Annotated in this window: 25 protein-coding genes, 2 tRNA genes and 1 other RNA gene; 12 read left to right on the plus strand and 16 right to left on the minus strand. The window is 56.8% G+C overall.

The genetic code is table 11. The features are described from left to right. Positions 1 to 42 precede the first annotated feature (42 nt). Positions 43 to 1,623: a bifunctional phosphoribosylaminoimidazolecarboxamide formyltransferase/IMP cyclohydrolase gene (purH, locus tag BMX75_RS15635; RefSeq protein WP_092829495.1), complete on the plus strand. Its 1,581-nt coding sequence runs from the start codon at positions 43 to 45 to the stop codon at positions 1,621 to 1,623. A 90-nt stretch (positions 1,624 to 1,713) separates the two neighbouring features. Here purH and BMX75_RS15640 read toward each other — a convergent pair whose 3' ends face one another. The 4 genes from BMX75_RS15640 to BMX75_RS15655 all read right to left on the minus strand — a co-directional run bounded on the left by BMX75_RS15640 (position 1,714) and on the right by BMX75_RS15655 (position 5,825). After that, complete coding sequence (locus BMX75_RS15640; RefSeq protein ID WP_092829497.1) at positions 1,714 to 3,171, minus strand: NAD-dependent succinate-semialdehyde dehydrogenase; 1,458 nt, start codon at positions 3,169 to 3,171, stop codon at positions 1,714 to 1,716. Between the two features lie 108 nt (positions 3,172 to 3,279). Continuing rightward, on the minus strand, positions 3,280 to 3,831 hold the full coding sequence (folE, locus tag BMX75_RS15645; protein WP_066320379.1) for a GTP cyclohydrolase I FolE: 552 nt from the start codon (positions 3,829 to 3,831) through the stop codon (positions 3,280 to 3,282). A gap of 251 nt (positions 3,832 to 4,082) precedes the next feature. Further along, complete coding sequence (locus BMX75_RS15650) at positions 4,083 to 5,057, minus strand: serine/threonine protein kinase (protein ID WP_092829499.1); 975 nt, start codon at positions 5,055 to 5,057, stop codon at positions 4,083 to 4,085. A 54-nt stretch (positions 5,058 to 5,111) separates the two neighbouring features. After that, positions 5,112 to 5,825, minus strand: coding sequence for a ComF family protein (locus BMX75_RS15655; protein WP_092829501.1), 714 nt, complete (start codon positions 5,823 to 5,825; stop codon positions 5,112 to 5,114). Positions 5,826 to 5,901: 76 nt separating this feature from the next. Here BMX75_RS15655 and BMX75_RS15660 point away from each other — a divergent pair. Continuing rightward, positions 5,902 to 5,986: transfer RNA gene (locus BMX75_RS15660), tRNA-Leu, on the plus strand. Between the two features lie 226 nt (positions 5,987 to 6,212). Beyond that, positions 6,213 to 6,848, plus strand: a complete 636-nt coding sequence (locus tag BMX75_RS15665) for a hypothetical protein (protein ID WP_092829503.1) — start codon at positions 6,213 to 6,215, stop codon at positions 6,846 to 6,848. 34 nt (positions 6,849 to 6,882) lie between these two features. On the opposite strand, the gene BMX75_RS15670 is transcribed toward BMX75_RS15665, so the two are convergent. Further along, complete coding sequence (locus BMX75_RS15670) at positions 6,883 to 7,644, minus strand: SDR family oxidoreductase (RefSeq protein ID WP_092829505.1); 762 nt, start codon at positions 7,642 to 7,644, stop codon at positions 6,883 to 6,885. Positions 7,645 to 7,826: 182 nt separating this feature from the next. On the opposite strand from BMX75_RS15670, the gene BMX75_RS15675 reads away from it, so the two are divergent. From BMX75_RS15675 to BMX75_RS15690, 4 genes are all read left to right on the plus strand, one after another. After that, positions 7,827 to 8,333, plus strand: a complete 507-nt coding sequence (locus BMX75_RS15675) for an FxsA family protein (RefSeq protein ID WP_092829507.1) — start codon at positions 7,827 to 7,829, stop codon at positions 8,331 to 8,333. 225 nt (positions 8,334 to 8,558) lie between these two features. Beyond that, complete coding sequence (locus BMX75_RS15680; protein WP_066320359.1) at positions 8,559 to 8,852, plus strand: co-chaperone GroES; 294 nt, start codon at positions 8,559 to 8,561, stop codon at positions 8,850 to 8,852. Between the two features lie 57 nt (positions 8,853 to 8,909). Then, a complete protein-coding gene (gene groL / locus BMX75_RS15685) occupies positions 8,910 to 10,553 on the plus strand; it encodes a chaperonin GroEL (RefSeq protein WP_092829509.1) in 1,644 nt (547 codons plus the stop codon). Between the two features lie 133 nt (positions 10,554 to 10,686). Then, on the plus strand, positions 10,687 to 11,421 hold the full coding sequence (locus BMX75_RS15690) for an RNA methyltransferase (RefSeq protein ID WP_092829511.1): 735 nt from the start codon (positions 10,687 to 10,689) through the stop codon (positions 11,419 to 11,421). A 113-nt stretch (positions 11,422 to 11,534) separates the two neighbouring features. Here the strand turns inward: BMX75_RS15690 and BMX75_RS15695 are convergent, their stop codons facing one another. Continuing rightward, positions 11,535 to 12,221 carry a type 1 glutamine amidotransferase domain-containing protein gene (locus tag BMX75_RS15695; protein WP_066320355.1) on the minus strand — a complete coding sequence of 229 codons (687 nt, stop codon included), beginning with the start codon at positions 12,219 to 12,221 and terminating at the stop codon, positions 11,535 to 11,537. 119 nt (positions 12,222 to 12,340) lie between these two features. Continuing rightward, entirely contained in the window at positions 12,341 to 13,687 is a 1,347-nt protein-coding gene (locus BMX75_RS15700; RefSeq protein WP_092829513.1) for a Na+/H+ antiporter family protein, read from the minus strand. 208 nt (positions 13,688 to 13,895) lie between these two features. Here BMX75_RS15700 and BMX75_RS15705 point away from each other — a divergent pair, with 208 nt between their 5' ends. The 3 genes from BMX75_RS15705 to BMX75_RS15715 all read left to right on the plus strand — a co-directional run bounded on the left by BMX75_RS15705 (position 13,896) and on the right by BMX75_RS15715 (position 17,388). Continuing rightward, a complete protein-coding gene (locus BMX75_RS15705) occupies positions 13,896 to 15,290 on the plus strand; it encodes a GntP family permease (protein WP_092829515.1) in 1,395 nt (464 codons plus the stop codon). Positions 15,291 to 15,354: 64 nt separating this feature from the next. Next, positions 15,355 to 15,804, plus strand: coding sequence for an ion channel (locus tag BMX75_RS15710; RefSeq protein ID WP_092829517.1), 450 nt, complete (start codon positions 15,355 to 15,357; stop codon positions 15,802 to 15,804). 30 nt (positions 15,805 to 15,834) lie between these two features. Then, complete coding sequence (locus BMX75_RS15715) at positions 15,835 to 17,388, plus strand: cation:proton antiporter family protein (protein ID WP_092829519.1); 1,554 nt, start codon at positions 15,835 to 15,837, stop codon at positions 17,386 to 17,388. 8 nt (positions 17,389 to 17,396) lie between these two features. On the opposite strand, the gene BMX75_RS15720 is transcribed toward BMX75_RS15715, so the two are convergent. From BMX75_RS15720 to BMX75_RS15730, 3 genes are read right to left on the minus strand one after another with little or no spacing between them, the layout of a single operon-like run. Further along, positions 17,397 to 18,323, minus strand: a complete 927-nt coding sequence (locus BMX75_RS15720; protein WP_092829521.1) for a metal ABC transporter permease — start codon at positions 18,321 to 18,323, stop codon at positions 17,397 to 17,399. Between the two features lie 11 nt (positions 18,324 to 18,334). Beyond that, positions 18,335 to 19,162 carry a metal ABC transporter ATP-binding protein gene (locus BMX75_RS15725; protein ID WP_092829523.1) on the minus strand — a complete coding sequence of 276 codons (828 nt, stop codon included), beginning with the start codon at positions 19,160 to 19,162 and terminating at the stop codon, positions 18,335 to 18,337. Between the two features lie 6 nt (positions 19,163 to 19,168). Further along, positions 19,169 to 20,086 carry a metal ABC transporter substrate-binding protein gene (locus tag BMX75_RS15730; protein WP_092829525.1) on the minus strand — a complete coding sequence of 306 codons (918 nt, stop codon included), beginning with the start codon at positions 20,084 to 20,086 and terminating at the stop codon, positions 19,169 to 19,171. Positions 20,087 to 20,249: 163 nt separating this feature from the next. Between BMX75_RS15730 and mntR the strand changes: the two genes are divergently transcribed. Then, on the plus strand, positions 20,250 to 20,726 hold the full coding sequence (gene mntR / locus BMX75_RS15735) for a manganese-binding transcriptional regulator MntR (protein WP_092829527.1): 477 nt from the start codon (positions 20,250 to 20,252) through the stop codon (positions 20,724 to 20,726). Positions 20,727 to 20,745: 19 nt separating this feature from the next. Here mntR and BMX75_RS15740 read toward each other — a convergent pair whose 3' ends face one another. The 6 genes from BMX75_RS15740 to BMX75_RS15765 all read right to left on the minus strand — a co-directional run bounded on the left by BMX75_RS15740 (position 20,746) and on the right by BMX75_RS15765 (position 24,259). After that, positions 20,746 to 21,471: an RES family NAD+ phosphorylase gene (locus BMX75_RS15740; RefSeq protein WP_092829529.1), complete on the minus strand. Its 726-nt coding sequence runs from the start codon at positions 21,469 to 21,471 to the stop codon at positions 20,746 to 20,748. Continuing rightward, a complete protein-coding gene (locus BMX75_RS15745) occupies positions 21,465 to 21,869 on the minus strand; it encodes an antitoxin Xre-like helix-turn-helix domain-containing protein (protein WP_245748597.1) in 405 nt (134 codons plus the stop codon). Before BMX75_RS15745 ends, BMX75_RS15740 begins: the two co-directional genes overlap by 7 nt. A gap of 115 nt (positions 21,870 to 21,984) precedes the next feature. After that, on the minus strand, positions 21,985 to 22,758 hold the full coding sequence (locus BMX75_RS15750) for a DUF3750 domain-containing protein (RefSeq protein ID WP_092829531.1): 774 nt from the start codon (positions 22,756 to 22,758) through the stop codon (positions 21,985 to 21,987). Between the two features lie 279 nt (positions 22,759 to 23,037). After that, positions 23,038 to 23,134: signal recognition particle sRNA small type (ffs, locus tag BMX75_RS15755), an RNA gene on the minus strand. A 46-nt stretch (positions 23,135 to 23,180) separates the two neighbouring features. After that, positions 23,181 to 23,257 (minus strand) — tRNA-Met (locus tag BMX75_RS15760). Positions 23,258 to 23,344: 87 nt separating this feature from the next. Further along, the gene (locus BMX75_RS15765; RefSeq protein ID WP_422822080.1) at positions 23,345 to 24,259 is read right to left on the minus strand and encodes a choline ABC transporter substrate-binding protein; all 915 of its coding nucleotides are present in this window, start codon (positions 24,257 to 24,259) and stop codon (positions 23,345 to 23,347) included. Between the two features lie 203 nt (positions 24,260 to 24,462). Here BMX75_RS15765 and betI point away from each other — a divergent pair, with 203 nt between their 5' ends. Continuing rightward, positions 24,463 to 25,086 (plus strand): transcriptional regulator BetI, encoded by a 624-nt coding sequence (gene betI, locus BMX75_RS15770; RefSeq protein ID WP_175474756.1) that lies wholly within the window; start codon positions 24,463 to 24,465, stop codon positions 25,084 to 25,086. The last annotated feature ends 1 nt before the right edge of the window (position 25,087 follow it).

Below are 25,087 nucleotides of genomic sequence, written 5' to 3' on the forward strand. Positions count from 1 at the left end.
CATCATTGTTTTTTATTCTCTACTCTGCATACGAGCACCCTCATGGCTGATAGCACTGCGACCCCCGTACGCCGCGCCCTTCTGAGCGTTTCTGATAAAACCGGCATCGTCGAATTTGCCCGTGGTCTGTCCGAGTCCGGCGTGGAGCTTCTCTCCACGGGCGGTACATTCCGCCTGCTACAGGAACACCAGATTCCGGTTAAGGAAGTTAGCGAGCACACCGGTTTCCCCGAGATCATGGATGGCCGTGTCAAGACACTGCATCCCAAAATCCATGGCGGCATCCTCGCTCGTCGTGGGCAGGATGATGCCGTCATGGCGGAGAACGACATCACGCCGATTGATATGGTTGTGGTGAACCTTTATCCCTTCGCCGCCACCGTCGCCAAACCGGACTGCACACGCCAGGAAGCCATTGAAAACATCGACATTGGCGGCCCGACCATGGTCCGCGCCTGCGCCAAGAACCATGCCTACACGACGATTGTTGTGAACGCCGCCGACTATCCACGGGTACTGGGTGAGCTCACCGCCCAGGACGGGCGTGTCAGCGAAGCCACCCGTTTCGATCTTGCCGTCAAAGCGTTTGAGCACACGGCGGGCTACGACGCTGCCATTGCCAATTACCTGGGTCGCCAGGTTGAAGCCGCAGATGCCAATTTCCCGCGCACGTTCAATCTACAGCTGCACAAGAAACAGGCCATGCGCTACGGGGAAAACCCCCACCAGCAGGCGGCTTTCTACGTGGAGGAAGAAGCGAACGAACCCGGCGTGGCGACGGCGAGAATGCTGCAGGGTAAACCGCTGTCGTACAACAATGTCGCCGATACCGATGCCGCTTTCGAGTGTGTCAGAGCCTTCGAAGACACCGCCTGCGTTATCGTCAAACACGCCAACCCCTGCGGCGTTGCGATTGGCGCCACCGCCCTTGACGCCTACGACAAGGCCTTTGCGACCGATCCTACCAGTGCGTTTGGCGGCATCATCGCGTTCAATGTGGCGCTCGATGCCGACACGGCTCGGGCAATCATCGACCGCCAATTTGTAGAGGTGATTATCGCCCCCGGCGTCAGCGCCGACGCCGCTTCCATCGTGGCCGCCAAGCAGAATGTCCGGCTACTGGATGTCAGCGCACACTGGCCCAGCGAAACCCAGCCGGCCTTCGACTTCAAGCGCGTTAATGGTGGCCTGCTGGTTCAAGAGCGCGACCAGGGCATGGTGCCCCGCGATGCCCTGACGGTGGTCAGCGAGCGCGCGCCGTCCGAGCAGGAACTGCGTGACCTCACATTTGCGTGGCGGGTGGCCAAGTTCGTTAAATCCAATGCCATCGTCTACGCCAATAACGGTCAGACAATAGGCGTTGGCGCGGGACAGATGAGCCGTGTCTACTCCGCCAAGATTGCGGGCATCAAGGCGGCCGACGAAGGCCTCTCGGTGCCGGGTTCCGTGATGGCGTCAGACGCTTTCTTCCCGTTTCGTGACGGCATTGATGCCGCCGCCGCAGCGGGCATCACCGCTGTCATTCAGCCGGGAGGCTCAATGCGCGACCAGGAAGTGATCGATGCAGCCAATGAAGCCGGCATTGCCATGGTATTTACCGGCATGCGCCATTTCCGCCACTAGGCCCGGCTAGCCTCCCGCCATCAAAAAGCCCTCATTGATGTCTTATCGATGAGGGCTTTTTCGGTGCAGGAAAGCTTATACAGCGGGGGTTTAACCGAGGTCAATGCACAGGTACTTGGTTTCCAGATACTCTTCCAGGCCCTGATGCCCCCCTTCGCGCCCCAGGCCGGACGCTTTCACGCCGCCAAACGGCGCCGCTGCATTGGAGATCAGGCCGGTGTTAATGCCGACCATGCCATATTCGAGTGCTTCAGACACCCGCCAGACCCGCGACAGGTCACGTGAATAGAAGTACGACGCCAGCCCATACTGAGTGTCGTTGGCCATTTCAATGGCCGTCTCTTCGTCGTCGAAGGGAAAGACCGCCGCCAGCGGGCCAAAGGTCTCTTCATGGGCCACTTTCATTTCACTGGTGGCAAAGCTGATCAAGGTAGGGCTGAAGAAGTTACCGCCCAGGGGGTGGGGATACCCGCCCAATAACAGCTCGGCCCCATGATCGACAGCATCCTGGACGTGCTCACTGACTTTGTTGACGCCATCCTGATCAATCAACGGCCCGATGTTGATATTGTCCTGAGTGCCATCGCCCACATTCAGCTCGCTGTTCATCGCGACGGCGAGTTTTTCGCAAAACGCATTGATCACGCTGGACTGGACCAAAAAGCGGTTGGTGCAGACGCATGTTTGACCTGCGTTTCGGAACTTGGCGGCCATGGCGCCATCCACTGCAGCGTCAAGGTCTGCATCCTCAAAGACGATAAAGGGCGCATTGCCGCCCAGCTCAAGGGATATTTTCTGCACATGCTCGGCGGCCTGCGCCATCAGCTTGCGGCCAACCTCGGTTGAGCCGGTAAAGGTAATCTTGCGCACCTTGGATGACTGGGTGAGCGCTTCGGCGATATCAGCAGCGCTGCCCGGCACGACGTTGAAAACGCCCCGGGGGATACCGGCACGTTCCGCCAGCATGGCCAGCGCCGTGGCCGAAAACGGCGTCTGGCTTGCGGGCTTGACCACAATGGTACAGCCAGCCGCCAGGGCCGCACCCGCTTTACGGGTAATCATCGCCGCCGGGAAATTCCAGGGCGTGATGGCACCGACAACGCCTACAGGATGCTTGGTCACCACGATACGCTGATTGGCATTGGCTGCCGGAATGGTTTCGCCGTAGACACGGCGAGCCTCTTCCGCAAACCAGCGCAGAAAGCTCGCCGCATAGGCGATTTCGCCTGCCGCCTCTTTCAGAGGCTTGCCCTGCTCGTGGGTCATCAACATGGCAAGATCATGCTGATGCTCGAGCATCAGGTCATGCCACTTCAATAGCAAATCCGCCCGTTCCTGGGCAGTCAGCGAACGCCATGCGGGAAGCGCTGCATCGGCCGCTTCAATGGCCCGTTCCGTTTCGGCTTTCCCCAACCTTGGCATATCACCCACTACTTCGCCGGTGGCCGGGTTAAGGACGTTGATCTGATCACCGCTGTCGGCCGCTACCCAACTTCCATCGATATAGGCAAACGGACAGTACAGCTGTGTCTCTTTAAGCGCTTCCATGACAGACTCCTGCCCCCAGATAAGGGACTCATCAGCAAAATAACCTCTTCATGCTATGACGAAACAGGGTAGCAGACCAACCGTAATGCCGTATCGTGTCGCCCTGGGTTAATTGACCAGCGTCAAGAACTCCTGACGCGTTGCCTGATTGGCCCGGAAATCGCCCAGCATGACAGACGAGGTCATGCTCGAATTTTGTTTCTCGACACCCCGCATCATCATGCAAAGATGACGGGCTTCAATGACCACGGCGACGCCACGTGCCTGGGTAACCTGCTGCACTGCCTCGGCAATTTCCCGGGTCAGATTCTCCTGGATCTGCATGCGCCGGGCGTACATATCGACAATGCGAGCAAATTTGGAGAGTCCCAAGACGTTACCGTTCGGCAGGTAAGCAATATGGCACTTGCCAATGAAAGGCAGCAGGTGATGCTCGCACATTGAATACAGCTCGATATCCTTGACCAGTACCATTTCGTCGGTCTGCGACTCGAATACGGCGCCGTTGACGATTTCCTGAAGCGATTGATGGTAGCCATGCGTCAGGAACTGCATTGCCTTCGCTGCACGAAGCGGCGTGTCTTTCAGCCCTTCGCGCTCAGGGTTTTCCCCAAGTGCGCTGATAATCTGCTGATAATACTGGGCGATATCATCCGTCATGGTAAGCCTCGTCGAAAGTGTCTTGCACGATGGATAAGGCACCATCGCGCTAAAAGGAGTCGGCCTTTGGCCGCCATGGCAATGATTGGACGCGATCCAGACACAACCATGTACAGAAAATATACTTTAAATAAGTTATGTACAATAAAATATTAACATAACGCAATGAAACGGTGCATCTTAGCGCACCTCGACGCTGTGTGGCAGCCTGGCATGATGAGGCATGCCGCTATACGGATGATAGAAGGACACTATGCCAGCCACTGCGGCTTTTTAAGGACCAGCAACTGTTGCTCGAGTTGCCGGATATGCTGGTCCCAGTACCCTTTATCAGCCACCCAGGGAAACGCCAGCTGGAAGGCAGGGTCTTGCCAGCGAGAGACCAGCCATGCGCTGTGCCGTATCAGCCGGTAGGCACGCAGCGGCTCAATCAGCTCTATCTGTTGATGGGGAAAGGGGCGCGTTTCTTCGTACCCTTCGACAATCTCACTTATCTGACGGCGCCACTCGACGGGCTCATTGGCGGATAGCAGCATCCAGATATCCTGGATCGCCGGTGCCATCAGGCAATCATCAAAATCCACCAGTGAAAAATGCTCATCACGCCCCAGGATATTGCCCAGATGGCAATCACCGTGGCAGCGTATCATCGCTTCCTCACCCCACTGATAGGGAAGAAGCGCTTCCAGCATGCGGGTAATGACGCTTTCATAACCTCGACGCTGATGACGATCCAAACGCTGGCTATCGAAGACCCGTTGCTGGGCATCTCTCACCCCCTCCAATAACTCAAGGCGTGGACGATGGGTAAAAGTGCCCTTGTCGGCCACCGCGTGCAGCCGCCCCATCAGCTCTCCCAGCGCGAAAAGATGGGCATCGTTGTCCAGCTCGGGGGCCTGACCAGGGCAGTGGCGGAATAACGCAAAACGATACCCTTCATAGTGATGCAGACTCTGCCCCCGGCGATCACGCCAAACGGTGGCCACCGGCACCTCGGCCTGGCTCAGTTCGACGAGAAAATCGTGCTCTTCCTGAATAGTGGCGTCCTGCCAGCGTTCAGGACGGTAGAACTTGATGATCCACTGACTGCCGTGCTCATCGCGAAACATCATCACGCGGTTTTCATAGCTGTTCAGCGCAAACGGTTCTGACGTTGGCCATATATCCAACGACTCCACCGCTGACATCACAAGACCGGGAGAAAGCGTTTGAAAAACATGCGTCATGGTGTCTCCAGGGATCCATCCGTAAAAGGCTATCGTCGACGATGGGTCATGCCGTTAGACATCATCCACCACCAGCGGTGTACGCGCTGCCGCCCATACATCAACACGCTGCGCCCCCGCCCGCCGCAATGCCAGGGCGAGCGCATGAGCCGTGGCGCCCGTCGTGACAACATCATCGACAATCGCCACATACGCAGGCGGTGGTGTCTCGACCACAAAAGCGCCCGCCAGATTGGCAAAACGCGCCTGACGGTTCAAGCCGCGCTGTGAAGGCCCCTGCTTGAGTCGCCGGGCTTCGAGCAGGGGCAGGCCGCTTCGCTGGGCGAGCTCGAAAGCCAACCAGTGCGCCTGATTGAACCCGCGGTCGCGAGCGCGCTCGGGCGTCATGGGCACAGGCAGTATCGCATCAAAGGGTGGCGAGGGCAGGCTGTCCTGCATTAATTCGCACAGCAACATGCCTGCCCGGGGCCGGGCGTTGAACTTGAAATCGCGCACCAGTGCATTGATGGGGGATGCATAGCGTAACGCCACATGAGCCGCCTCAAAGGCAGGCCGCTTACTGATGCAATGCCCGCACAAGGATGGGTGATCGTTCGTTAGCTGATCACCACAGCACGGACAGGCGGGGCGATTCCAGGGCAACTGCTCGAAACATTCCGAGCACCAGCTTGCGCCACCTTCAAGGGGTGCCAAACAAAACGCGCAATAACCCGGTAGTGCTCGTTTTACCAGAGCACTACCGGCAGCTACCCAGCGTTTCAATCGCATTCGCGCTCCCTGACCGGCGGATTGAACACTTTGTCGTTGACTTTATACAAAAGATTGATAGTATACCCCCCGTTCCGCGGATGTGGTGGAATTGGTAGACACGCTAGATTTAGGTTCTAGTGCCGTAAGGCGTGGGAGTTCAAGTCTCCCCATCCGCACCAATTCAGTTTCAAGCGTCATTCCCTCCTGGCACCCTGTTTGCTGCCCTCCTGACGGCCTCATCAATGATTGCCCGTTTTCCTCGTATTCGACTTTTTTTGCATCCATTATATGCGTTTAGTCTGATATAAATGTATCAGCTATGTGACTGGCATCTCCAGCGTATTGAGCTAGCTTTTGTTTTACTTGGCAGATCCTCAATCAAACATCCGGCGAAGGAACGCATCCATGGAATGGCTCAATAATAACGCTCAGGCAATTTCCGCCGTCACGAGCATCCTGACGCTTCTTGTCTGGTTATTTTACGCGCAGCTACTCTATAACGGCTACGTTCGCCAGCGGCGCCCACGCATCATCATCAACCGCGGCCTGGGCACCGGGCAGAATGCGCTGTGTTTGATCAGCAACATGAGCAGTGAATCCATCTATATCCAGCATGTGGTGGCGATTCTTCACACGCAGGAAAACAGCTACATGGTCGACGTCGCGGAGTACCAGGAAGAGAAAGAGGATGAACAGAAAGGGAAATCCATCAGAAGCCACCAGGGGCCGCTGGCCTCTGGCGATTACCTGCATATGCAACGCTTTGCCGACATTGCCGATCAGATCTGCACCACCTGGCGACTGGACAACGCCATCTATGACCAGACGGGGTTGCAACTGGAGCTGCGGGTGATTGCCATCTATGGATCGGAGGACAGGCCTGTCGGGGCGTCACGGACATTCTATCTAAGCGACCCATCCACTTCCGAAAAAGCATTGATCCCCATCAGTGTGGACACCAAACGTCTCAACGGGCGGCTTCAGCGCCGTAAGGTAAAGCGCTGGGCCGAAGAGGTGGATAACCTGGAAACGAAACGCTAGGGCCGGGACCACCAACACCGCCCCTGGAACCTGGCTATAGCCGCAGCCCACCGTCGCACTCGATGATCCGACCGGAGAAATAGTCGTTCTCGAGGATAAAGGCCACGCTTTGCGCAATGTTCTCCGGCTCGCCCAGGCGCTTGAGCGGCACCTTCGACGCAATGCGTTCCAGCATATCCGGGCGCATTGAGGCCGTCATGTCAGTATTGATAAAACCGGGTGCCACCGTGCCCGTGCGAATGCCGTACCGCGCAAGCTCGGCTGCCCAGGTGACGGTCAATGCGTGAACCCCCGCCTTGGCGGCCGCGTAATTGCTCTGGCCGGGATTACCTGCTTTCGAGATGCTGGAAATATTGACAATCACGCCTTCGTGCCGGGCTTCGATCATTTGCGTCGCCGCTTCCCGGCCACACAAAAACACGCCCGTCAGGTTGATATCGATAACGCGCTGCCACGCCGCCAGGGACATACGCGTTTCCACCTGCCCCTCCTTGGCTTTCACCATCAGGGCATCGTCGGTAATCCCCGCATTGTTGACACACCCGCTGATCGGGCCCTGCTTCTCGGCAATGTCCGCAAAGGCCTGCGCAACCGAGGCTTCATCGGCAACATCAACGACCACCCCCTGCGCATCGACCCCCTCCCGGGCCAGTGCCGAGACAGCGCTATCCAGAGCTTCGCCACTAATATCCAGCAACGCCAGCCTTGCCCCCTTCTTCCCCAGTTGCTGGGCCACGGCATAGCCCAGACCCTGTGCGCCTCCGGTTATCGCAATTACCCGACCATCCAGCTTCATTTGACACTCCTTCCCATCCGTTTTTAAGCACGTTGATATATCTCGTCATTCAAACTGACACGCAAACCATCACCCGGCAATCCCCAAAAAGCGCAATGCAGCTTCGCTGGGCTATTTAGCCCAACTTGTTTTTCGATCAGACTGTCACCATATCTCTCATGACGTTTATTACGGAGTTGGTTATGCCTATTTTGGTGTTTGTTTCCCTGTTCACGCTGCTTGATTTTGTCATCCTGTTCTCGATTGGCAGCCAAATCGGTTTGTTAATGACCCTGCTGCTGGTGATTGGCACCGGGGTCGTGGGGCTTCATCTCATTCGCAAGGAAGGCGTGGCAACCTTTGCCCGCGCCCGCCAGCGCATGCAGGCAGGCGAAATTCCCTCCAGCGAGCTGTTTACCGGTGCCGCCCTGATATTTGGCGGCGCGCTATTGATGGCACCTGGTTTTCTGTCTGACGCCCTGGGCCTTGCCTGCCTTGTGCCGAATGCCCGCCGCCTGCTGTTTAAACTGCTGACCGCCCTGGGGTTAAAGGTCGCCACCCACCGCACATCCGGGCATGACTCGTCGTGGGCCTACCAGCAGGATGAACCCGGCTATCGTCACGGTGAGCGCGCCTCATCCGCGGACAAGCCGGAAGGGCCGATCGAAGGTGATTTTATTAGTCGGGATGAGCCGAAACACCGTGGCTAGCAAACGGGTCGGCGCTTGAGATTTTTTTATTAGCGACCCCTTGAAAGGCCATCCGCAGCCCCCACTTTTGAATCAGCACACAAGTTCGGTAACTGCTTCACTATAAAGTGGTTGCCATTTACAGCGAAGGCATCCTGCCTTCATTTTTCGCGGGCACCGCCCACGAAAACCATCAACACTAACCGCCCTGACTGGGGCTTTGACGATACTCAGGAGAACGTAAGCATGAATATCCGTCCTTTGCACGATCGCGTCGTCGTTCGTCGCGTGGAAGAAGAGCAGAAAACCGCTGGCGGCATCGTGCTTCCGGGCAATGCGCAGGAAAAGCCTACCCGTGGTGAAGTTATCGCTGTCGGTAACGGCCGCATTCTAGAAAGCGGCGATGTTCGCCCATTAGACGTGAAAGTTGGCGATAACGTGATCTTCAAAGACGGCTTCGGCGTTGAAAAACAGAAGATCGACGGCGAAGAAGTCTTGATCATGAGCGAAGCCGATATTCTGGCAGTTGTCGAAGGCTAATCACCGCCTCGACCCATTACTTTCCCATTTCTTGAATTTTATTAGGAAGTAACGAACATGGCAGCTAAACAAGTCAAGTTTTCAGATGATGCTCGCAAGCGCATGGCGCGCGGTGTTGACACTCTTGCCAACGCAGTAAAAGTTACCCTGGGCCCGAAGGGACGCAACGTCGTTCTCGAAAAATCCTTTGGTGCACCCACCGTCACGAAAGATGGCGTATCGGTCGCCAAGGAAATCGAACTGAAAGACAAGTTCGAGAACATGGGCGCCCAGATGGTCAAGGAAGTCGCCTCGCAAACGTCTGACGTGGCAGGTGACGGTACTACCACCGCGACCGTGCTGGCCCAGGCCATCATTGCGGAAGGCCTGAAAGGCGTGACCGCCGGCATGAACCCGATGGACCTCAAGCGCGGCATCGACCAGGCCGTCACCGCAGCGGTCAAGGAAATCCAGGCGATGTCTGTGCCCTGCACCGACACCAAGTCCATTGCCCAGGTAGGCACCATCTCCGCCAACGGCGACAAGCGTATCGGCGAGATCATTGCCGAGGCGATGGAAAAAGTCGGCAAAGAAGGCGTCATCACCGTTGACGAAGGTCGTGGTTTCGAAGACGAGCTGGAAGTCGTCGAAGGCATGCAGTTCGATCGTGGCTACCTGTCGCCCTACTTCGTGACCAACCAAGACACCATGTCCGTGGAACTGGAAGATCCTTACATCCTGCTGGTGGATAAGAAGATCTCCAACATCCGCGAACTACTGCCGGTCCTCGAAGCCGTTGCCAAGCAAGGCAAGCCGCTTGCCATCGTTGCCGAAGACATCGAAGGCGAAGCACTGGCCACGCTGGTCGTGAACAACATGCGCGGCATCGTCAAAGTTGCGGCCACCAAGGCTCCCGGCTTTGGCGATCGTCGCAAGGCGATGCTTCAGGATATCGCGATCCTCACCAACGGCACCGTGATTTCCGAAGAAGTTGGTCTGACCCTCGAGCAGGCGAACCTGGATCACCTGGGTACTGCCAAGCGCATGACCATGACCAAGGAAAACACCACCATCATCGATGGCGCTGGTGTTGAAGCCGATATCGAAGCCCGTGTAGGTCAGATTCGCACCCAGATCGAAGACACGTCTTCCGACTACGACAAAGAGAAACTGCAAGAGCGGGTTGCCAAACTGGCAGGCGGCGTTGCGGTTATCCGCGTCGGTGCGGCCACCGAAGTGGAAATGAAAGAGAAGAAAGCACGCGTTGAAGATGCGCTGCATTCAACTCGCGCCGCCGTTGAAGAAGGCGTTGTGCCGGGTGGTGGTACCGCACTGGTTCGCGTCATGGCCAAGGTACAGGGCCTGACCGGTGATAACGAAGACCAGAACCACGGCATCAACATGGCACTGCGCGCCCTGCAGTCGCCGCTGCGCCAGATCGTCAGCAACGCTGGCGAAGAACCGGCTGTGATCATCAACCGCGTAAAAGACGCTGAAGGCAACTTCGGCTACAACGCGCAGACCGGCGAGTTCGGCGACCTGTTCGAAATGGGCGTCCTCGATCCGGCCAAGGTAACGCGTTCCGCGCTGCAGTCTGCGGGCTCCGTTGCCGGCCTGATGATCACCACCGAGTGCATGATCGCCGACGATCCGGACGAGAAAGAAGCTGCCCCGGATATGGGTGGCATGGGCGGAATGGGAGGCATGGGCGGCATGATGTAATTGCCCCCCCCCCGAGCCTTTCCGCTCTGACGGCCTGCCGTCATCAAGAACCCCGCCCTGTGCGGGGTTCTTGTCGTTAAAAGCGTGTTAACATCACATTTTCTTATACCGCTATTCAGGCTGCTTTATCACCGTGCTTTCCAATATCCGCATTGTGCTGGTGCAAACCTTCCATCCAGGCAACATTGGTGCCACCGCCCGAGCCATGAAAACCATGGGCTTGACGAACCTGGTGCTGGTCAATCCGCGGCAATTCCCTGACGACGAGGCTACCCGCCTTGCCGCGGGCGCCACCGATGTCCTCGACAACGCCCAGGTGGTCACGCAGCTCAACGAGGCTTTGAGCGACTGCGTTCAGGTAGTAGGCGCCAGCGCGCGGCTGCGCAGCCTCCCCCTGCCCCATTTTGAAGAACCCGACGACATGGCCCAGGCGGTCACCCAGAACGCGCAGCATGCGCCGGTAGCACTGGTGTTTGGCCGTGAACGCTCAGGGTTGACCAACGACGAGATTCGCTGCTGCACGCATCAGGTGAGCATTCCCGCCAACCCTGACTACGGCATTTTAAACCTTTCTCAAGCCGTACAGATCCTTGCCTACGAAGTCCACCGGGCATGGCGCAGGCGCGACGACAGCGACTATATTTATCAGCAGCCGACGGAGACCACGCCGCCGAGCCGCGAGCAGTTCTTGCACTTTCAGGCGCACTTGGGGCGACTGATGCAACAAAGCGGCTTTATTACCCAGCCGCATGCGCGCACAGAGGAACAGCTGCAGGCGCTGTTTACCCGCGCTCAGCCGAGTCGCAAGGAGCTTTCCCTGCTGCGCGGCCTGCTAAGCGCTTTCGAATCCCACTTGCCTGATCGATAACTCGAGCCACACAGGCCCATCGTGCAAGGTCCGTTATACATACCCAAAAAAACGGCGAGCTTGAGCTCGCCGTTTGTGTCTATACCGCTGGCTGATTGTGGGCGTAACGCTGATTAACGGGCCAACCACGCCATCAGCGCTTTACCGGTCGCCGCTGAGGAAGGCGGGTTTTGGCCGGTAATCAACTGGCCATCCTCACGCACATAAGGCGTAAAGTCGTCTGCCTTGCTGTAAATACCGCCACACTGCTGAAGCGCGTCTTCCACCAGATGAGGCACGACATCCGTCAGCCCCACGGCCGCTTCTTCACCGTTGGTAAAGCCGGTCACTTCACGGCCTTTCACCAATGGTTCGCCGTTCGTGCCTTTCGCATTGACGAGCACAATCGGCGCATGGCAGACCGAAGCTACCGGCTTGCCTTGTGCGATAAAGGTTTCGATCAGGTTGATAGAATCTTTATCATCGACCAGATCCCACAACGGGCCGTGGCCGCCCGGATAGAACACGGCATCAAAGTCATCCGCCTTCATATCGCTCAGGCGATGCGTCGCCGCCAGGGCAGCATTGGCCTGCTCATCCTGCTTGAAGCGCCGCGTTTCATCGGTCTGCCCATCTTCGGCATCGCTTTTTGGATCAAGCGGCGGCTGCCCCCCTTTCGGTGAGGCCAATGTCACTTCGGCCCCGGCGTCCTTGAACACATAGTAAGGCGCGGCAAGCTCTTCCAGCCAGAAACCGGTCTTTTCGCCGGTATCACCCAGCTGATCATGCGACGTCAGTACTATCAAAATACGCTTGCTCATCTAAATTCTCCTAGCGTGATGCGTTCAAAACTCCGCTTAACACTCTTCTAGGTGGGGGCGTACCCGCTGAGTTGCAAGCCGAACCTGACTGTCCTGGCTGGATGTCTTGCCCTGGATGCTTAAAGCATCATCGCCGCCAGCCAGCCAAAGCCGATCAGCGGCAGGTTGAAGTGCAGGAAGGTGGGGACCACGCTGTCCCACATATGATCGTGCTGACCATCCACGTTCAACCCCGCGGTTGGGCCAAGCGTTGAGTCGGATGCCGGCGAGCCCGCATCCCCCAGGGCCGCCGCGGTGCCCACCAGCACGACAGTCGCCATGGGCGAGAAGCCGAACTGAACCGCCAGCGGCACAAAAATAGCCGCAATAATGGGAATCGTCGAAAATGACGAGCCGATGCCCAGCGTGATGAACAGCCCGACTAGCAACATGACCAGGGCGGCCAAGCCGCGATTATCACCAAACAGGTCGACCGCACTCGCGACAAGCGTATCGATATCGCCGGTGGTTTTCATGACTTCCGCAAAACCGGCCGCCGAAATCATGATAAAGCCGATCAACGCCATCATGCGCATCCCGCTGGTGAACAAGTCGTCGGCCTCGCGCCATTTAAAGATGCCACCCAGCGACAGCAGCCCGATCCCTACCAGGCCGCCCAGTATCATCGAGCCGCTATAAAGCTGAAGCCCTAGAGCGGCCACAATGGCGACCCCCGACATGACCAGCCCAAGCCTGTGTGGCGTGGCGGGCGTCGCCGAATGCCCTGCCGAGGTGTTCGCTAACGGTTTGGCGTCATAGTCGCGCCGACCGCGATAGCTGAAGGTTAGCGCCACGATTAAGCCCATCAGCATCCCGACGACGGGGATCGCCATCGCCATGGGCAGCATCTCGCGTGAGATTTCCAGGCCCAGCGGCTCGCCCGCGCTATTCAGGTTGGCCAGCAGGATATCGTTGAGAAAGATCGCGCCAAAGCCAACGGGCAGCAGCATGTAAGGGGCCGTCAAGCCGAAGGTCAGCGCACAGGCCACCGCGCGACGGTCAAGCCGCAGACGGTTCATGACCACCAGCAGAGGCGGAATCAACACCGGAATAAAGGCGATATGCACGGGGATTGCATTCTGGGAAAGAACCGCGACCAGCACGATGGCGGCCAACAGCACCCACTTCACGCTATTTTGGTTGGCCGTATGGGTTTCTTTTCCCAGCATCCTGATCAGCACCTTGGCCAGCATGTCTGGCAGGCCCGAGCGGGAAATCGCGACAGCAAAGGCGCCCAGCGTTGCATAGGCAAGCGCCACCTGGGCACCGCCGCCCACACCATCGTTGAACGCCTCGAGCGTCTGATCCAATGAGAGCCCACCGACGAGCCCGCCCACTAACGCGCCCACGATAAGGGCAAACACAACCGACACCCGCGCAAGCGAGAGCGCGACCATCACAAGTACGGCAATAATTACAGCGTTCATCAATCTTCCTAAAGCAGGGCAGTGAAGTGGTAAGCGATAAAACGCGGGATTTTATCAAATAAAACACCTGCTCGCGGTGCCACTTGCCAGATATATTGCCAAATCAAGTGATTTCCACTCTTTCTAAAACCTATTGCTGCCTTGCAACATGCTGCCTACTATTTAGTTTTCGCTTACCTTTGTCCGTTAAATTTCTCCGGGAGCCCCCATGAGCACTTTCGCCATTATCGTTTCGTTAATACTGCTCATCTTGCTTGCTTACCGTGGACTCACTGTCTTGCTCCTGGCACCACTTATGGCGGCACTCGCCGTTATTCTTTCGGGAGACGCTGCATATCTGCTGCCCATTTACACCAACACTTTCATGGGAGCACTGGGCAACTTTACCATCCAGTTTTTTCCGCTGTTTTTCCTGGGCGCCCTGTTTGGGCAACTCATGTCGGATTCGGGCGCCGCTCAGACAATTGCCAACGCCATCGTCAATAAGCTGGGTACCCAGCACGTGGTATTAACCGTCGTGATGGCCTGCGCCATCCTCACCTACGGCGGTGTATCGCTGTTTGTGGTTGCCTTTGCCATTTACCCCATCAGCCGCGAATTGTTTTACCGTACCGACATCCCTAAACGACTCATTCCAGGCACTATTGCCTTGGGCTCGTTCACCTTTACGATGACGGCGCTTCCGGGCACACCGGCCATTCAGAACGCAATTCCTATTCCCTATTACGAAACCAACAGCTTTGCTGCTCCCGGCTTGGGGATTATCGCGGGTCTTATCATGCTAGGCCTGGGAATGCTTTACCTGTTACTTCAGGTTAAACGCGCGGCAGCAAACGCCGAGGGTTACGGGCAGCACAAGGAGCAAGAGACCGTTGACCTGGATACATCAAGCCCCACACCTGACATGCCTCTGATCTTGGCCATTGCGCCCTTATGCATGGTGATTGGCCTGAATGCGCTATTCACCTACTTCATTTTTCCGTCACTGGATTTAAGCTTCATCAGCGATGAATTTGAAGGGGTAACGCCCAGTCGTCAGACGGGGCTGTGGGCGGTCCTGATTGCCTTGCTAAGTGCTTCAACCTGGCTTGTCATAAGCCGCTGGAGAGATTGGACTGATTTGAAAAGCACAGTGAACAAAGGCTGCTTCGACTCATTATCCCCCATATTCAACACGGCCTCCGTCGTTGGCTATGGCGCCGTGATTGCTGGCCTTAGCGGTTTTACCGCCATTCGTGATGCGGTACTCAACGCCTTCCCGGGCAACCCCTTAATTTCCGAGGCCATGGCGATGAGCGTGCTTTCGGGCCTTACCGGCTCTTCCTCAGGCGGTTTATCCATTGCACTTGAAACACTGGGCAGCGAATATCTCGCAATGGCCCTGGAAGCCGGCATCGACCCTGAACTCATGCACCGGGTGGCAACGCTGGCCGCCGGCGGCATGGATACGCTGCCACACTCCGGGGCGGTCATTACGCTGCTGACCATATGTGGTCTCACCCACCGCCAGTCCTATGGGCATGTTGCCATGGTCACCATCGTGCTGCCGGTTGCCGCACTGATCAGCGTGATTGCACTGGGCACGCTGTTTGGCAGCTTCTAAAATAACCGCGCGCATGTGATAGTATTGCCCTATCCAGCGTCAACAACCACGGGCCCAGCTTTACGTGACCATTCCGTACCCCGAACACGTATTAGTGGTCGTCACCACCTCCATCGCTGTCGTACTCGCGGTTCTGCTGCACTATGAAGCCCTCTGGCTTATTTCCCGCCAGATTGAGCGATCACACAGACCCCACCGTCAGCGCATTCTGGCCATGGCATTCGGCGTGCTGATGACCCACATCGCCGAAATCTGGCTGTTTGGGCTTACGGGGTGGTGGTTGGTCGAGCTGCAGGGTATCGGCGCATTAAACGGCTATAGCGTTTTCAACCTCCTGGATCATATATTCTTCGCGGCCGTCACCTACACCACGGTTGGCTACGGTGATATCTATGCCACCGGCCCGACCCGCTTCCTCTACGGCACCCTGGCACTCACCGGTTTTGTCTTGATCACCTGGTCGGCGTCGTTCACCTTTATTGAAATGCAAAAACATTGGCGAGTAAGAAAATAACCCGTCCGTTCCGTACGCTAGGGATTGTGCATGTTTGAAGTTATTAGTTTATCGTTTGCGTTTATCTTCGGGATTGCCGCTCGCCAACTCAGCCTGCCCCCACTGGTGGGCTTTTTAACGGCCGGTTTTGCGCTTAGCTTTTCCGGGCCCTATCTGGGTTTACCGAACGAGGCCGGCCCGTTGCTCGAACACCTGGCGCATCTGGGCGTATTGCTGCTGTTATTCACCATTGGCTTGAAACTCAACCTAAAAAACCTCGTCGAGCCTGCCGTGCTGGGCGGTGCTTTTATACACCTCATCATCACGACGTTTATTTTCACTGCCGGCTTTGTGGTCTTTATGGGCCTGGCACTCGATACCGCCATTCTGCTGTCCATTGCGCTATCGTTTTCCAGCACGGTACTGGCTGCCAAGGTGCTTGAAGGCAAAAGAGAATTGCGGGCGCTGCATGGGCGACTGGCGATCGGCATCCTGATTATCCAGGATCTGGTGGCATTGGCCGCCATCAGCATTTACAGCGGTCAATCTCCCTCATGGTGGGCACTTTGGATACTGGCGCTGCCGCTACTACGACCGGTGCTTTACTGGCTGATGAGCATTGCCCAGCACGATGAAATGCTGGTACTAATGGGAGCGGTGTTGGCCATTGCCATCGGCGGCATGGGATTTGATGTCGTGGGGCTTAGCGGCGAAGTGGGCGCTCTGGTGATGGGGCTATTGCTGGCCAAGCATCCACGTGCCCAGGAAATGTCCAAGGCGCTATGGGGGCTCAAGGAAATACTGCTGATCAGCTTTTTCCTGCAGATCGGCATGTCGGGCCTACCCGACGCTAACGCACTGATCTTCGTTGGCGTGATGGCGATACTATTGCCGCTAAAAACCGCGCTGTTTTTTGCCCTTCTGGTTATTTTCAAGATCCGGGCCCGTAGCGCTTTTTTGGGGAGCCTCAGCCTAACAGCCTACAGCGAGTTCGGCCTGATCGTGGCGTCCAGCCTCTTGGAAGAGTGGCTAGTACCGCTGGCACTGACAGTGGCGCTTTCATTTATCATCTCAGCACCGCTCAACCGAGTCGCCCACGCCTTGTTTGATCGTTACGAAGTCGGCCTGACGCGCTTTGAGCGTCATTTACGTCATCCCGATGAGCAGCCCGTCACCCTCGGCGATGCTAAAATGATGGTGATTGGCATGGGCCGGACCGGCAGTGCCGCCTACGACTTTTTCGTTGAGAACCATTTGCGGGTGGTCGGTATTGATTCTGACCCGAATAAAGTAGCGGCATCCCAGCGCGATATACGCTATGCCGATGTCGAAGATATCGCCTTCTGGTCGCACCTGGATATTCATGCTCTTGAAGCCGTGATGCTAGCAACGCCCAACACTGAGAGTAAGCTCTTTGCCACTCGCCAGCTTCGTAAAGCGGGTTTTAAAGGTACGATCATTGCCGGTATCAACTACCCCGATGAAGAAGCCCCCTTGATGGCAGCTGGCGCTGACCAAACCTACTTGCTGATGGCCGGTGCCTGTATCGGTATCGCCGAAAAAACCTGGGAAAGCCTGCAGTCTACTGCGCCAACCACGTTTTGAGGGACAGATTAGCCCATTCGCCAGCGTCGCCACTGACGGGCCAGCACCCCATACTTGGGTGACAGCAATAACGCCATAAAGAACCAGCCAGTGGCCACCAGCACGATCGTGCCGCCCGAGGCGACATCCAGCATCGCCGACAACCAGAGCCCGACCACCGCGGAGCTGACACCTACCGACACGGATATCAGCATCATGGTACGAAAACGGTCGGTCAACAGATGGGCCGTTGCGCCAGGGGTAATCAACATGGCCACCACCAGGATGATCCCCACCGTTTCAAGGCTTGCCACAATGGTCAGTGTCAGCAGCAAGATCAGCCCGTAGTGGATCACGCTGGTGTTGAAGCCGAGCGCCTGCGCCTGCTGGGGGTCAAAGGCGTAGAGCAACAGCGGACGAAAAAATAGCCATACCGCCAACAACGCAATGATACTGGCGACCAGCGTCAGTAACAGCGCAGACTCCCGGACGCCCAGCACGTTGCCAAACAGAATGTGCATCAGGTGAGTACTGGAGGCAATCTTGCTGATGATAACGATCCCCAGCGCAAAGGCCGCCGTGAACATCAACCCCATGGCAGCATCTGACTTGATTCGGGTATGCCGTTCGATAGCCCCGATGCCTATGGAGGTCAGCGCCCCGGTAATGAAAGCGCCGATAAAGAACGGCCAGCCGAGCAGGTAGGCAATCGCTACGCCGGGTAGCACCGCGTGAGAGATGGCATCGCCCAGCAGTGACCAACGTTTGAGAACCACATAGCAGGAAAGCAGACCGCAAATCGCCCCCACCATCACCGAGGTCAGGAGGGCGCGCTGCATGAAGCGGTACTGAAAGGCGTCCGATAGTGTATCCGGCAGCAGGTTGACCACTACCATGAGCGCATTCATCAAGCCATTCACCAGCGCAGTGCCGAAGGCGTCTAAAAGCTCTATCATGCGGCGACTCCTTATCGGTCCAAAGCAGTGGATAGGGGGCTTGCAGCTGGGGCCATCTCGCGCGCCGTCGATTCAACTCTGGCAATCGCGAGCGCCGCCAGTTTAGCGTCGCTGAGCATGTCGTCGGGCCGCCCTGCCCCACGAATCACGCGATTGATCAGTACGACATGGTCAACGTAGCGCCGCGCACTGGGCATATCATGGGTCACCATGATCACCGTCTTACCCTGCTCCCTCTCACCGCGCAACACGTCCAGGATTAGCTGCTCGCTGGGAGGATCAACACCGGCAAGGGGTTCATCCAGAAGCAGAATACGCGCCTGCTGCGCAAGCGCCCGGGCGAGAAGTACGCGTTTTTTCTGCCCGCCGGAAAGCGCGCCAATCGGCCGGTCCGAAAACCCCAGCATATCGACAGCGGCCAAGGCATCACGCACAGCGTCGCCGTGACGCGGGTGATACCAGCGCGCGGGCATATAGCGTCGCCACCAAGCATCCCTACGCATATGACCAAAGCGCCCGCCCATCACCGTTTCCCAGACAGAGACAGGAAAGTCCCATTCGATGGCCTCACGCTGGGCCATGTAGGCAATATGACCCGCGCGGCGGTGCTCGGCAATCGGGTGACCAAAGGCATGCACGGTGCCGCGCAGCGGCTTCATGTTGCCCGTCAGGACATGAAAAAGTGTCGATTTGCCAGCGCCATTGGGCCCCACGATGGCCGTCCATAGCCCGGCTGGGAAGGTCAGATTGATGTCTTCCAATACCGGCTGACGCTGGTAGGCCGCATGGAGGCCGTGGATCTCGACAGCGGCGGTCGGCGTATCAGGGATGGTGGCCATGATGATTTACTCGTCTACCAGATGACGACGCAACAGCTCAGCATTGTGGCGCAGCATGGCAAAATAATCGGGGGCGTCACCATCAGGCTCACTCAACGAGTCTACGTAAAGCGGGCCGGCAACGGGCGTATTCGTATCCTTTGCCACACTCGTCACATGACGATCAGAGATGGTGCTTTCCCAGAAGAGCGCAGCAGGTTGGCGCTCGTTAATCATGTCAATGACCCGCATCAACTGGCGCGGCGAGCCTTCCGTTTCAGCATTGGTGCCCCATATGCCGTTGTGTTCAAAATGGTAGGCATCGGCAAAGTAAAGAAACGCCGCTTCGCTGGAAAGCAGAACGCGTCGCTCATCGGGAATCGAAGCAAGGGTTTCCTGTAGCTCTAGATGAAGCTCGTGGAGAGAGGCTTCAAGTGCCTCAGCACGGCGTTGAATATCATCGGCCTGGTGTGGCAGAACGTCTTCAAGCTGATTGGCAATCGCCTGCACATAGGCCGCTGCAGCGCGCGGGTCCATCCACAAATGGGGATCGACATCACCCGCCATTTCACCGGTCACGATGCTCTGAGTGGGATAGCCCGAAGCCTCTGCCACCGGCACAACAGGGGTATCGACATCCACCGTGGCATTGACCTGCGACATCCATTGCTCAAGCTGGTAGCCGTTATAAAACACCACGTCGGCGTCTTCCAGGGCGGCAAAGTTGTCAGGGGTCAATTCCCACTCATGCACTTCGGCATCAACCGGGGTCAGAACAGAGATCTGGGCGCTGTCTCCCGCCACTCTCTCTACCAGGTCACCCAATACCGAAAATGTCACCGCCACATTGATGGACGACGTCGTCTCGTCGGCATGCACACCGGTCGCGGCACCAGCAAAAACGAAAGGGATCGTACACGATAACCATATATCTCGTTGGCGCATGGCAACTCTCCACTGTGATAGGCTTGCGTTGGCGACAACTGTAGCTCAACAAAAAAGTATTATGCAAATAGTTTAGCCTTGGCTAACAATTATTCCAAAAAATACGCTACCATCCTAATCAACGTTTTTTCTCACTCTGATATAGCCAACCTATATAGCCATTATGAGCGATCACGAACAGCAGCCATTGCCCCCTACTTCTCGTCTGAGTGGCGATGCATTGCCGCCTGTAGAGCAGCACGCGCAACAGTACGAAACCGTGCGCAACGCCCACGAAACCGAACTGATAGAAGATTACGTGGAACTGATCGGGGATCTTTTACGTCATCGTGGCGAAGCACGCGCGGCTGATATCGCCAGCCGCATGGCGGTTAGCCAGGCGACGGTGTCGAAAATGATACGACGCCTGAATGAGCTCGGGCTGGTAACGAGCCGCCCCTATCGGTCACTCTTCTTGACCGAGGAAGGCCACAAAATGGCCGAAACCTCACGCGCCCGACATGATATTGTGCTGCACTTCCTCCGCGCCCTGGGCGTTCGCGACACCACTGCTCGCATCGATGCGGAAGGTATGGAGCATCACGTCAGCGATGAAACACTGGCGATCATGCAGCGTTTTACTGAAAAGCATCAGCCATAAAACAGCCACTTCATTGTTTTCACGATTGTTTTTGCGATTGTGTTGGCGGCCCGGATACGGCTGAAAGCCGATTAACCTGGGCGATGGCACCGTTCCAGATCATTTCAAAGTGAGTGGTCTGTATCACCTGTTTGACATGACGCGGCGTCATCAGCGCCCAGCAGACGGCTCCGCTGTGCCGCACAGAATGATAACGCAATCCAACGGCTGCTGAGTGTCGCAAGGCCCCACCCAACGCCTGCGATGCCTGATAATCGTCGGCACGATAAATGGCATGGGTTGGCGCCAAGGCTAATGCATCCCGGCTCCCACCTTCATCGAACACGCATTTCAGGCCTCTGAAAACGAAGCGCTCATAGTGCAATGACGGCACTTTCTGCCAGTACGCTTGCTGGTGGTATTTTACCTCCGCAATCGCGGCGCTCAGCGAATCGGCAACATACAGTACGCCAAAGCTGCCGTCGCTGAAGCGTGAGCCATTGGGGTTGACGTGGGTAAAGGGTGCGGTGGCATAAGAGCAGCCGCGAATACCAAAGGGAATATCTTCAATGGGCAAAAGCCCCAGATCGCCGACCTCGTTTCGCAAGCGTGGATTGGTTAATGCCTGAAGCGCGTAGAGCGCTTCAAACTCCTCGACATCTGCTACATCGTCAAACAGCTCGATGGGTGGAAACTTGCTGTTGACCAAGCGGTAACTCTCGACCCGTTTTGCGGCACATGCAGGCAGCTCCTCAGGCGTTACCACTGGGCACCCCGCAGGCTATCGATACGTTTGAAGGTCTCGTAAAGCGCGGCAAAATCACCACTACTTATGACGTCAAGCGGCGTACGGCCGTTGAAGTAGGGGTTGTGGTTGGCCATCGAGACAAATCCATACAGGTTCTCGGGGTTCTCAAACAGCATGCGTAATGCCGCATGAATATTGAGCAGATAGCTAATTCGCGTGAGTTGATCGCTGTCGAGCTTGATTTCAGCCACATCACCACGGCGCGCTCGGGCATAGGTGCTGTGGGAGACGCGCAAAATGGCCTCCCCCTGCTCACCGGTCGCCCGCCACTTATCCAGAATACGCACCGCGGCTTTCAGCCCTACCGCTGCCGCTGCCTTATTGTGAGCCAGTTCGCTTGCCGTTTGCATCGTCATCCCATGGCCCTGTTCTGCAAATACAAAAAATCTATAAATGTCTCTGCAAAAAGCATACACCATTATCATCTTTTCTGCCTGCCTGCAGCAGGACAGGCAACAAGCGCACTGGCAATCAATGATTCCCCATGACCCCGGCGGGCATGCCCAACCGGCCGATACCCGGCAGCTTGATCGCCGGCCGCATGATATCGACCCCCACGCCAAGCCCGAGCACATTCACCTCAACACCTTCTTCCCGGGCGACAAGCACCCCCACCACGCCACCCAGTGAAAACTGGTAACCGGTGCCACTTGGTACAGGGGCGAAGACATTGTCAAACAGGTAGTCTTTACCAATCGCCGTAATCGGCAGGGAGACGTCAAACCCCGGCACTTCCCGAGCCACCCAGGCAATAAAGCTATTGCTGTTGGGGCCGGGCCAGACGCGATACAGGTCAACATAGGGAAAGCGTGCCACCGCATCGTCAATCCGGGGAATCATGGCCTGCGCCTGCTCGCCGCGGTAATCCGCCAGCAGCTCAGGTGAGTTGCCAAACCAAAAGCGATCAGGCATGTCGATCGACGATACCACCGTAGGTCGACGCCAACTCAATACCTGGTGCAAACGGTAGTAGTCAGCGTCTTGCGCCTTGGTGGCAATCCAGGCATGAACCCCGAAGGCACCTCGCCAGTTGTATGCACGGGCGGCGTAAACCTGCACCACCGCCTCCGAAACATCCTCAGGCGACGGGGCAATATTCGCCGATGAGCGATCAAGCGCCGACCAATGCGCTTCGGTCACGATCTGGTCACTGGCCAGCATCCACACCGGACCAGCCAACAGGACCCCTAGCAGCAAGATCAACAACGCTGCCCAGCGCCCCAGTAACGCTAGCGTTTTTTTCATAGAAGCCTCTTGTCGCCAACAATCGTACCGGCAAGATGGCCAAGGTACCGTGAGGTCTGGCACAAATCGAGCGACGCTCTAAACGTGGTGCACACGCTAAAGCGTTATCCATCCGCTCGCGAGACTTAATCAACCATCAAGGATGTGCCAAATGAAGACAAACAAGGGAGGCAACTTATCTCTTAGACACAAGGCGTTGCCGTCTGGCGTACAAACCGACTGAAAATCAACCAATAGGAGGGGGTATAAAAACTACGGAGGGCCTAGAAATGGAGGCGGCCCCAAAAGCCACATCCCGGCACACGCATCCACCACTACCGTTGCTCCCTTCCGGGCCTGGCGGGGTTTGCAGTTTAGCGTTGCGGGAGGACCTAAGGGGCCACCATGACGGCTGACTCGTTTGCGAATCCGCCTACGCTGAGTGGTGGCTACGCCCTGATTTGAACAGGGGACCCCATCATTATGAGTGATGTGCTCTAACCAACTGAGCTACGTAGCCTTTCCGACATCAGCGGAGACGCATTGTGCCTACCTTGATGGCAAAAGGCAAGCCGTTATCGACCTGCCTTTTGCCCCAGGCACCGTTTTATTGCAGTGCGTTACGCACCGCTTCTTCAGCAGGCTCGCCGTCGATGGTTTCCACACCCGCCAACCACTCGCCTAGCAGTTCGTCATTCTCCTGCAGGTAAGCACGCGCGGCATCACGGGGATCTTCGCCATCGTCCATAATTTCGCCCATCAGCTGGTTTTCCATCTCGAGCGTGAACGTCATGTTGTTGAGCAGTTCACCGACGTTGGGGCACTCTTCCACGTAACCACCACGGGTGTTGGTATACACCGTTGCGCCACCCAGATCAGGGCCGAAGTAGTCACCTGCCCCTTCAAGGTACGCCATGTCAAAGTTGGTGTTCATGGGGTGTGGCTCCCAACCCAGGAACACCATCCAGTCTTCGTTGGGCACCCGCGCCCGCAGCTCGGCCAGCATCCCGGCCTCGCTGGAGTCGACCAGTTGCCAGTCGCCAAGACCGAAGGCATCGTCGTCAATCATCTGCTGGATCAACTCGTTGCCGTCGTTGCCGGCTTCAATACCGTGCAGTTGCTGGTCGAACTGGTCGGCATGCTCGGCCAGATCTTCAACCGACGTGACGCCTGCATCGTACACATACTGCGGCACTGCCAGGGTGTATTTGGCACCTTCAAGGTTGGCAACAAGACGATCAACGGTGCCCTTTTCAACGTAAGGGTCGCTGATTGAGGCCATTGACGGCATCCAGTTGCCCAAGAAGACATCAAAATCACCGTTTTCCATGCCTGAGTAAGCAATGGGCACCGACACGGTATCCACGCGTGTATCGTAGCCCATGCCTTCAAGCACTTCGCTGGCAAGCGCCGTAGTGGCGGTAATGTCGGTCCAGCCTACCTCTGCAAAGCGAACCATGCTGCATTCGTTAGCCATCGCCAGAGAAGGAAATCCCGCCGTGACGACAACCGCCCCCATCATGCTCAAATGTGCTTTCTTCATTCAGCGTCCCCTTTTCATCAGATTATCGATCATCCGCCCCGTATTGATATCGAAGCGGGAACTAACACCTTTTTATTGATTGAACGTTCAATAAAAAAATGCCATCATTGTTAGGTAATCATGCCTACCGTCGTTTTTCAAGGTTATGGGTGGATAGGCATTCAACGCGACAGGAGATAGCCATGCCTAAGGTTGGAATGGAACCAATACGCCGCGAGCAGCTAATCAACGCCACCATGGCGGCTATTGACGAGGTTGGGTTGGCGGAAGCCACTGTCATGCGGATTGCCCGCCACGCAGGGGTGTCAGCGGGCATTATCAGCCACTATTTCGGTGGCAAGGATGGCTTGCTGGAAGCCACCATGCGGCAAATTCTGACCGACCTTAACCACGCCATTTCCATGCGTAGGCACGCGTTGGAAGACAACACGCCCCGCGCCCACATTGGCGCGATTATTGAAGGCAACTTCGACCGAACTCAGGTCACCGGCCCGGCCGCCAAGACCTGGCTCGCTTTCTGGGCAAGCAGCATGCACAAACCGATGCTGCAACGCTTGCAAAATGTCAATGACCGTCGCCTGTACACTAATTTATGCCACCAGTTTCGCCAGGTAATGCCGCGGGCGGATGCTCGCAACGCGGCTCGGGGGCTGGCCGCCATGATTGACGGCCTTTGGCTACGCGGTGCCCTTACCCCCGAAGGTCTGGATGCCGACGAGGCCCGGCACCTGGCCCATAACTATCTAGACCAGCTACTTGCTTACCATGGATGCCAACCACGTGCCTCCATGACCGAAACTTATTAAG

It is taken from the genome of Vreelandella subterranea (assembly GCF_900111305.1).
Classification (GTDB): domain Bacteria; phylum Pseudomonadota; class Gammaproteobacteria; order Pseudomonadales; family Halomonadaceae; genus Vreelandella; species Vreelandella subterranea.

Bases quoted from the DNA above. Each gene is read 5' to 3' on its own strand.
- purH (WP_092829495.1), top strand. From the start codon at position 43: ATGGCTGATAGCACTGCGACCCCCGTACGCCGCGCCCTTCTGAGCGTT.
- BMX75_RS15640 (WP_092829497.1), bottom strand. From the start codon at position 3,171: ATGGAAGCGCTTAAAGAGACACAGCTGTACTGTCCGTTTGCCTATATC.
- folE (WP_066320379.1), bottom strand. From the start codon at position 3,831: ATGACGGATGATATCGCCCAGTATTATCAGCAGATTATCAGCGCACTT.
- BMX75_RS15650 (WP_092829499.1), bottom strand. From the start codon at position 5,057: ATGACGCATGTTTTTCAAACGCTTTCTCCCGGTCTTGTGATGTCAGCG.
- BMX75_RS15655 (WP_092829501.1), bottom strand. From the start codon at position 5,825: ATGCGATTGAAACGCTGGGTAGCTGCCGGTAGTGCTCTGGTAAAACGA.
- BMX75_RS15665 (WP_092829503.1), top strand. From the start codon at position 6,213: ATGGAATGGCTCAATAATAACGCTCAGGCAATTTCCGCCGTCACGAGC.
- BMX75_RS15670 (WP_092829505.1), bottom strand. From the start codon at position 7,644: ATGAAGCTGGATGGTCGGGTAATTGCGATAACCGGAGGCGCACAGGGT.
- BMX75_RS15675 (WP_092829507.1), top strand. From the start codon at position 7,827: ATGCCTATTTTGGTGTTTGTTTCCCTGTTCACGCTGCTTGATTTTGTC.
- BMX75_RS15680 (WP_066320359.1), top strand. From the start codon at position 8,559: ATGAATATCCGTCCTTTGCACGATCGCGTCGTCGTTCGTCGCGTGGAA.
- groL (WP_092829509.1), top strand. From the start codon at position 8,910: ATGGCAGCTAAACAAGTCAAGTTTTCAGATGATGCTCGCAAGCGCATG.
- BMX75_RS15695 (WP_066320355.1), bottom strand. From the start codon at position 12,221: ATGAGCAAGCGTATTTTGATAGTACTGACGTCGCATGATCAGCTGGGT.
- BMX75_RS15700 (WP_092829513.1), bottom strand. From the start codon at position 13,687: ATGAACGCTGTAATTATTGCCGTACTTGTGATGGTCGCGCTCTCGCTT.
- BMX75_RS15705 (WP_092829515.1), top strand. From the start codon at position 13,896: ATGAGCACTTTCGCCATTATCGTTTCGTTAATACTGCTCATCTTGCTT.
- BMX75_RS15715 (WP_092829519.1), top strand. From the start codon at position 15,835: ATGTTTGAAGTTATTAGTTTATCGTTTGCGTTTATCTTCGGGATTGCC.
- BMX75_RS15720 (WP_092829521.1), bottom strand. From the start codon at position 18,323: ATGATAGAGCTTTTAGACGCCTTCGGCACTGCGCTGGTGAATGGCTTG.
- BMX75_RS15725 (WP_092829523.1), bottom strand. From the start codon at position 19,162: ATGGCCACCATCCCTGATACGCCGACCGCCGCTGTCGAGATCCACGGC.
- BMX75_RS15730 (WP_092829525.1), bottom strand. From the start codon at position 20,086: ATGCGCCAACGAGATATATGGTTATCGTGTACGATCCCTTTCGTTTTT.
- mntR (WP_092829527.1), top strand. From the start codon at position 20,250: ATGAGCGATCACGAACAGCAGCCATTGCCCCCTACTTCTCGTCTGAGT.
- BMX75_RS15745 (WP_245748597.1), bottom strand. From the start codon at position 21,869: ATGACGATGCAAACGGCAAGCGAACTGGCTCACAATAAGGCAGCGGCA.
- BMX75_RS15750 (WP_092829531.1), bottom strand. From the start codon at position 22,758: ATGAAAAAAACGCTAGCGTTACTGGGGCGCTGGGCAGCGTTGTTGATC.
- BMX75_RS15765 (WP_422822080.1), bottom strand. From the start codon at position 24,259: ATGATGGGGGCGGTTGTCGTCACGGCGGGATTTCCTTCTCTGGCGATG.
- betI (WP_175474756.1), top strand. From the start codon at position 24,463: ATGCCTAAGGTTGGAATGGAACCAATACGCCGCGAGCAGCTAATCAAC.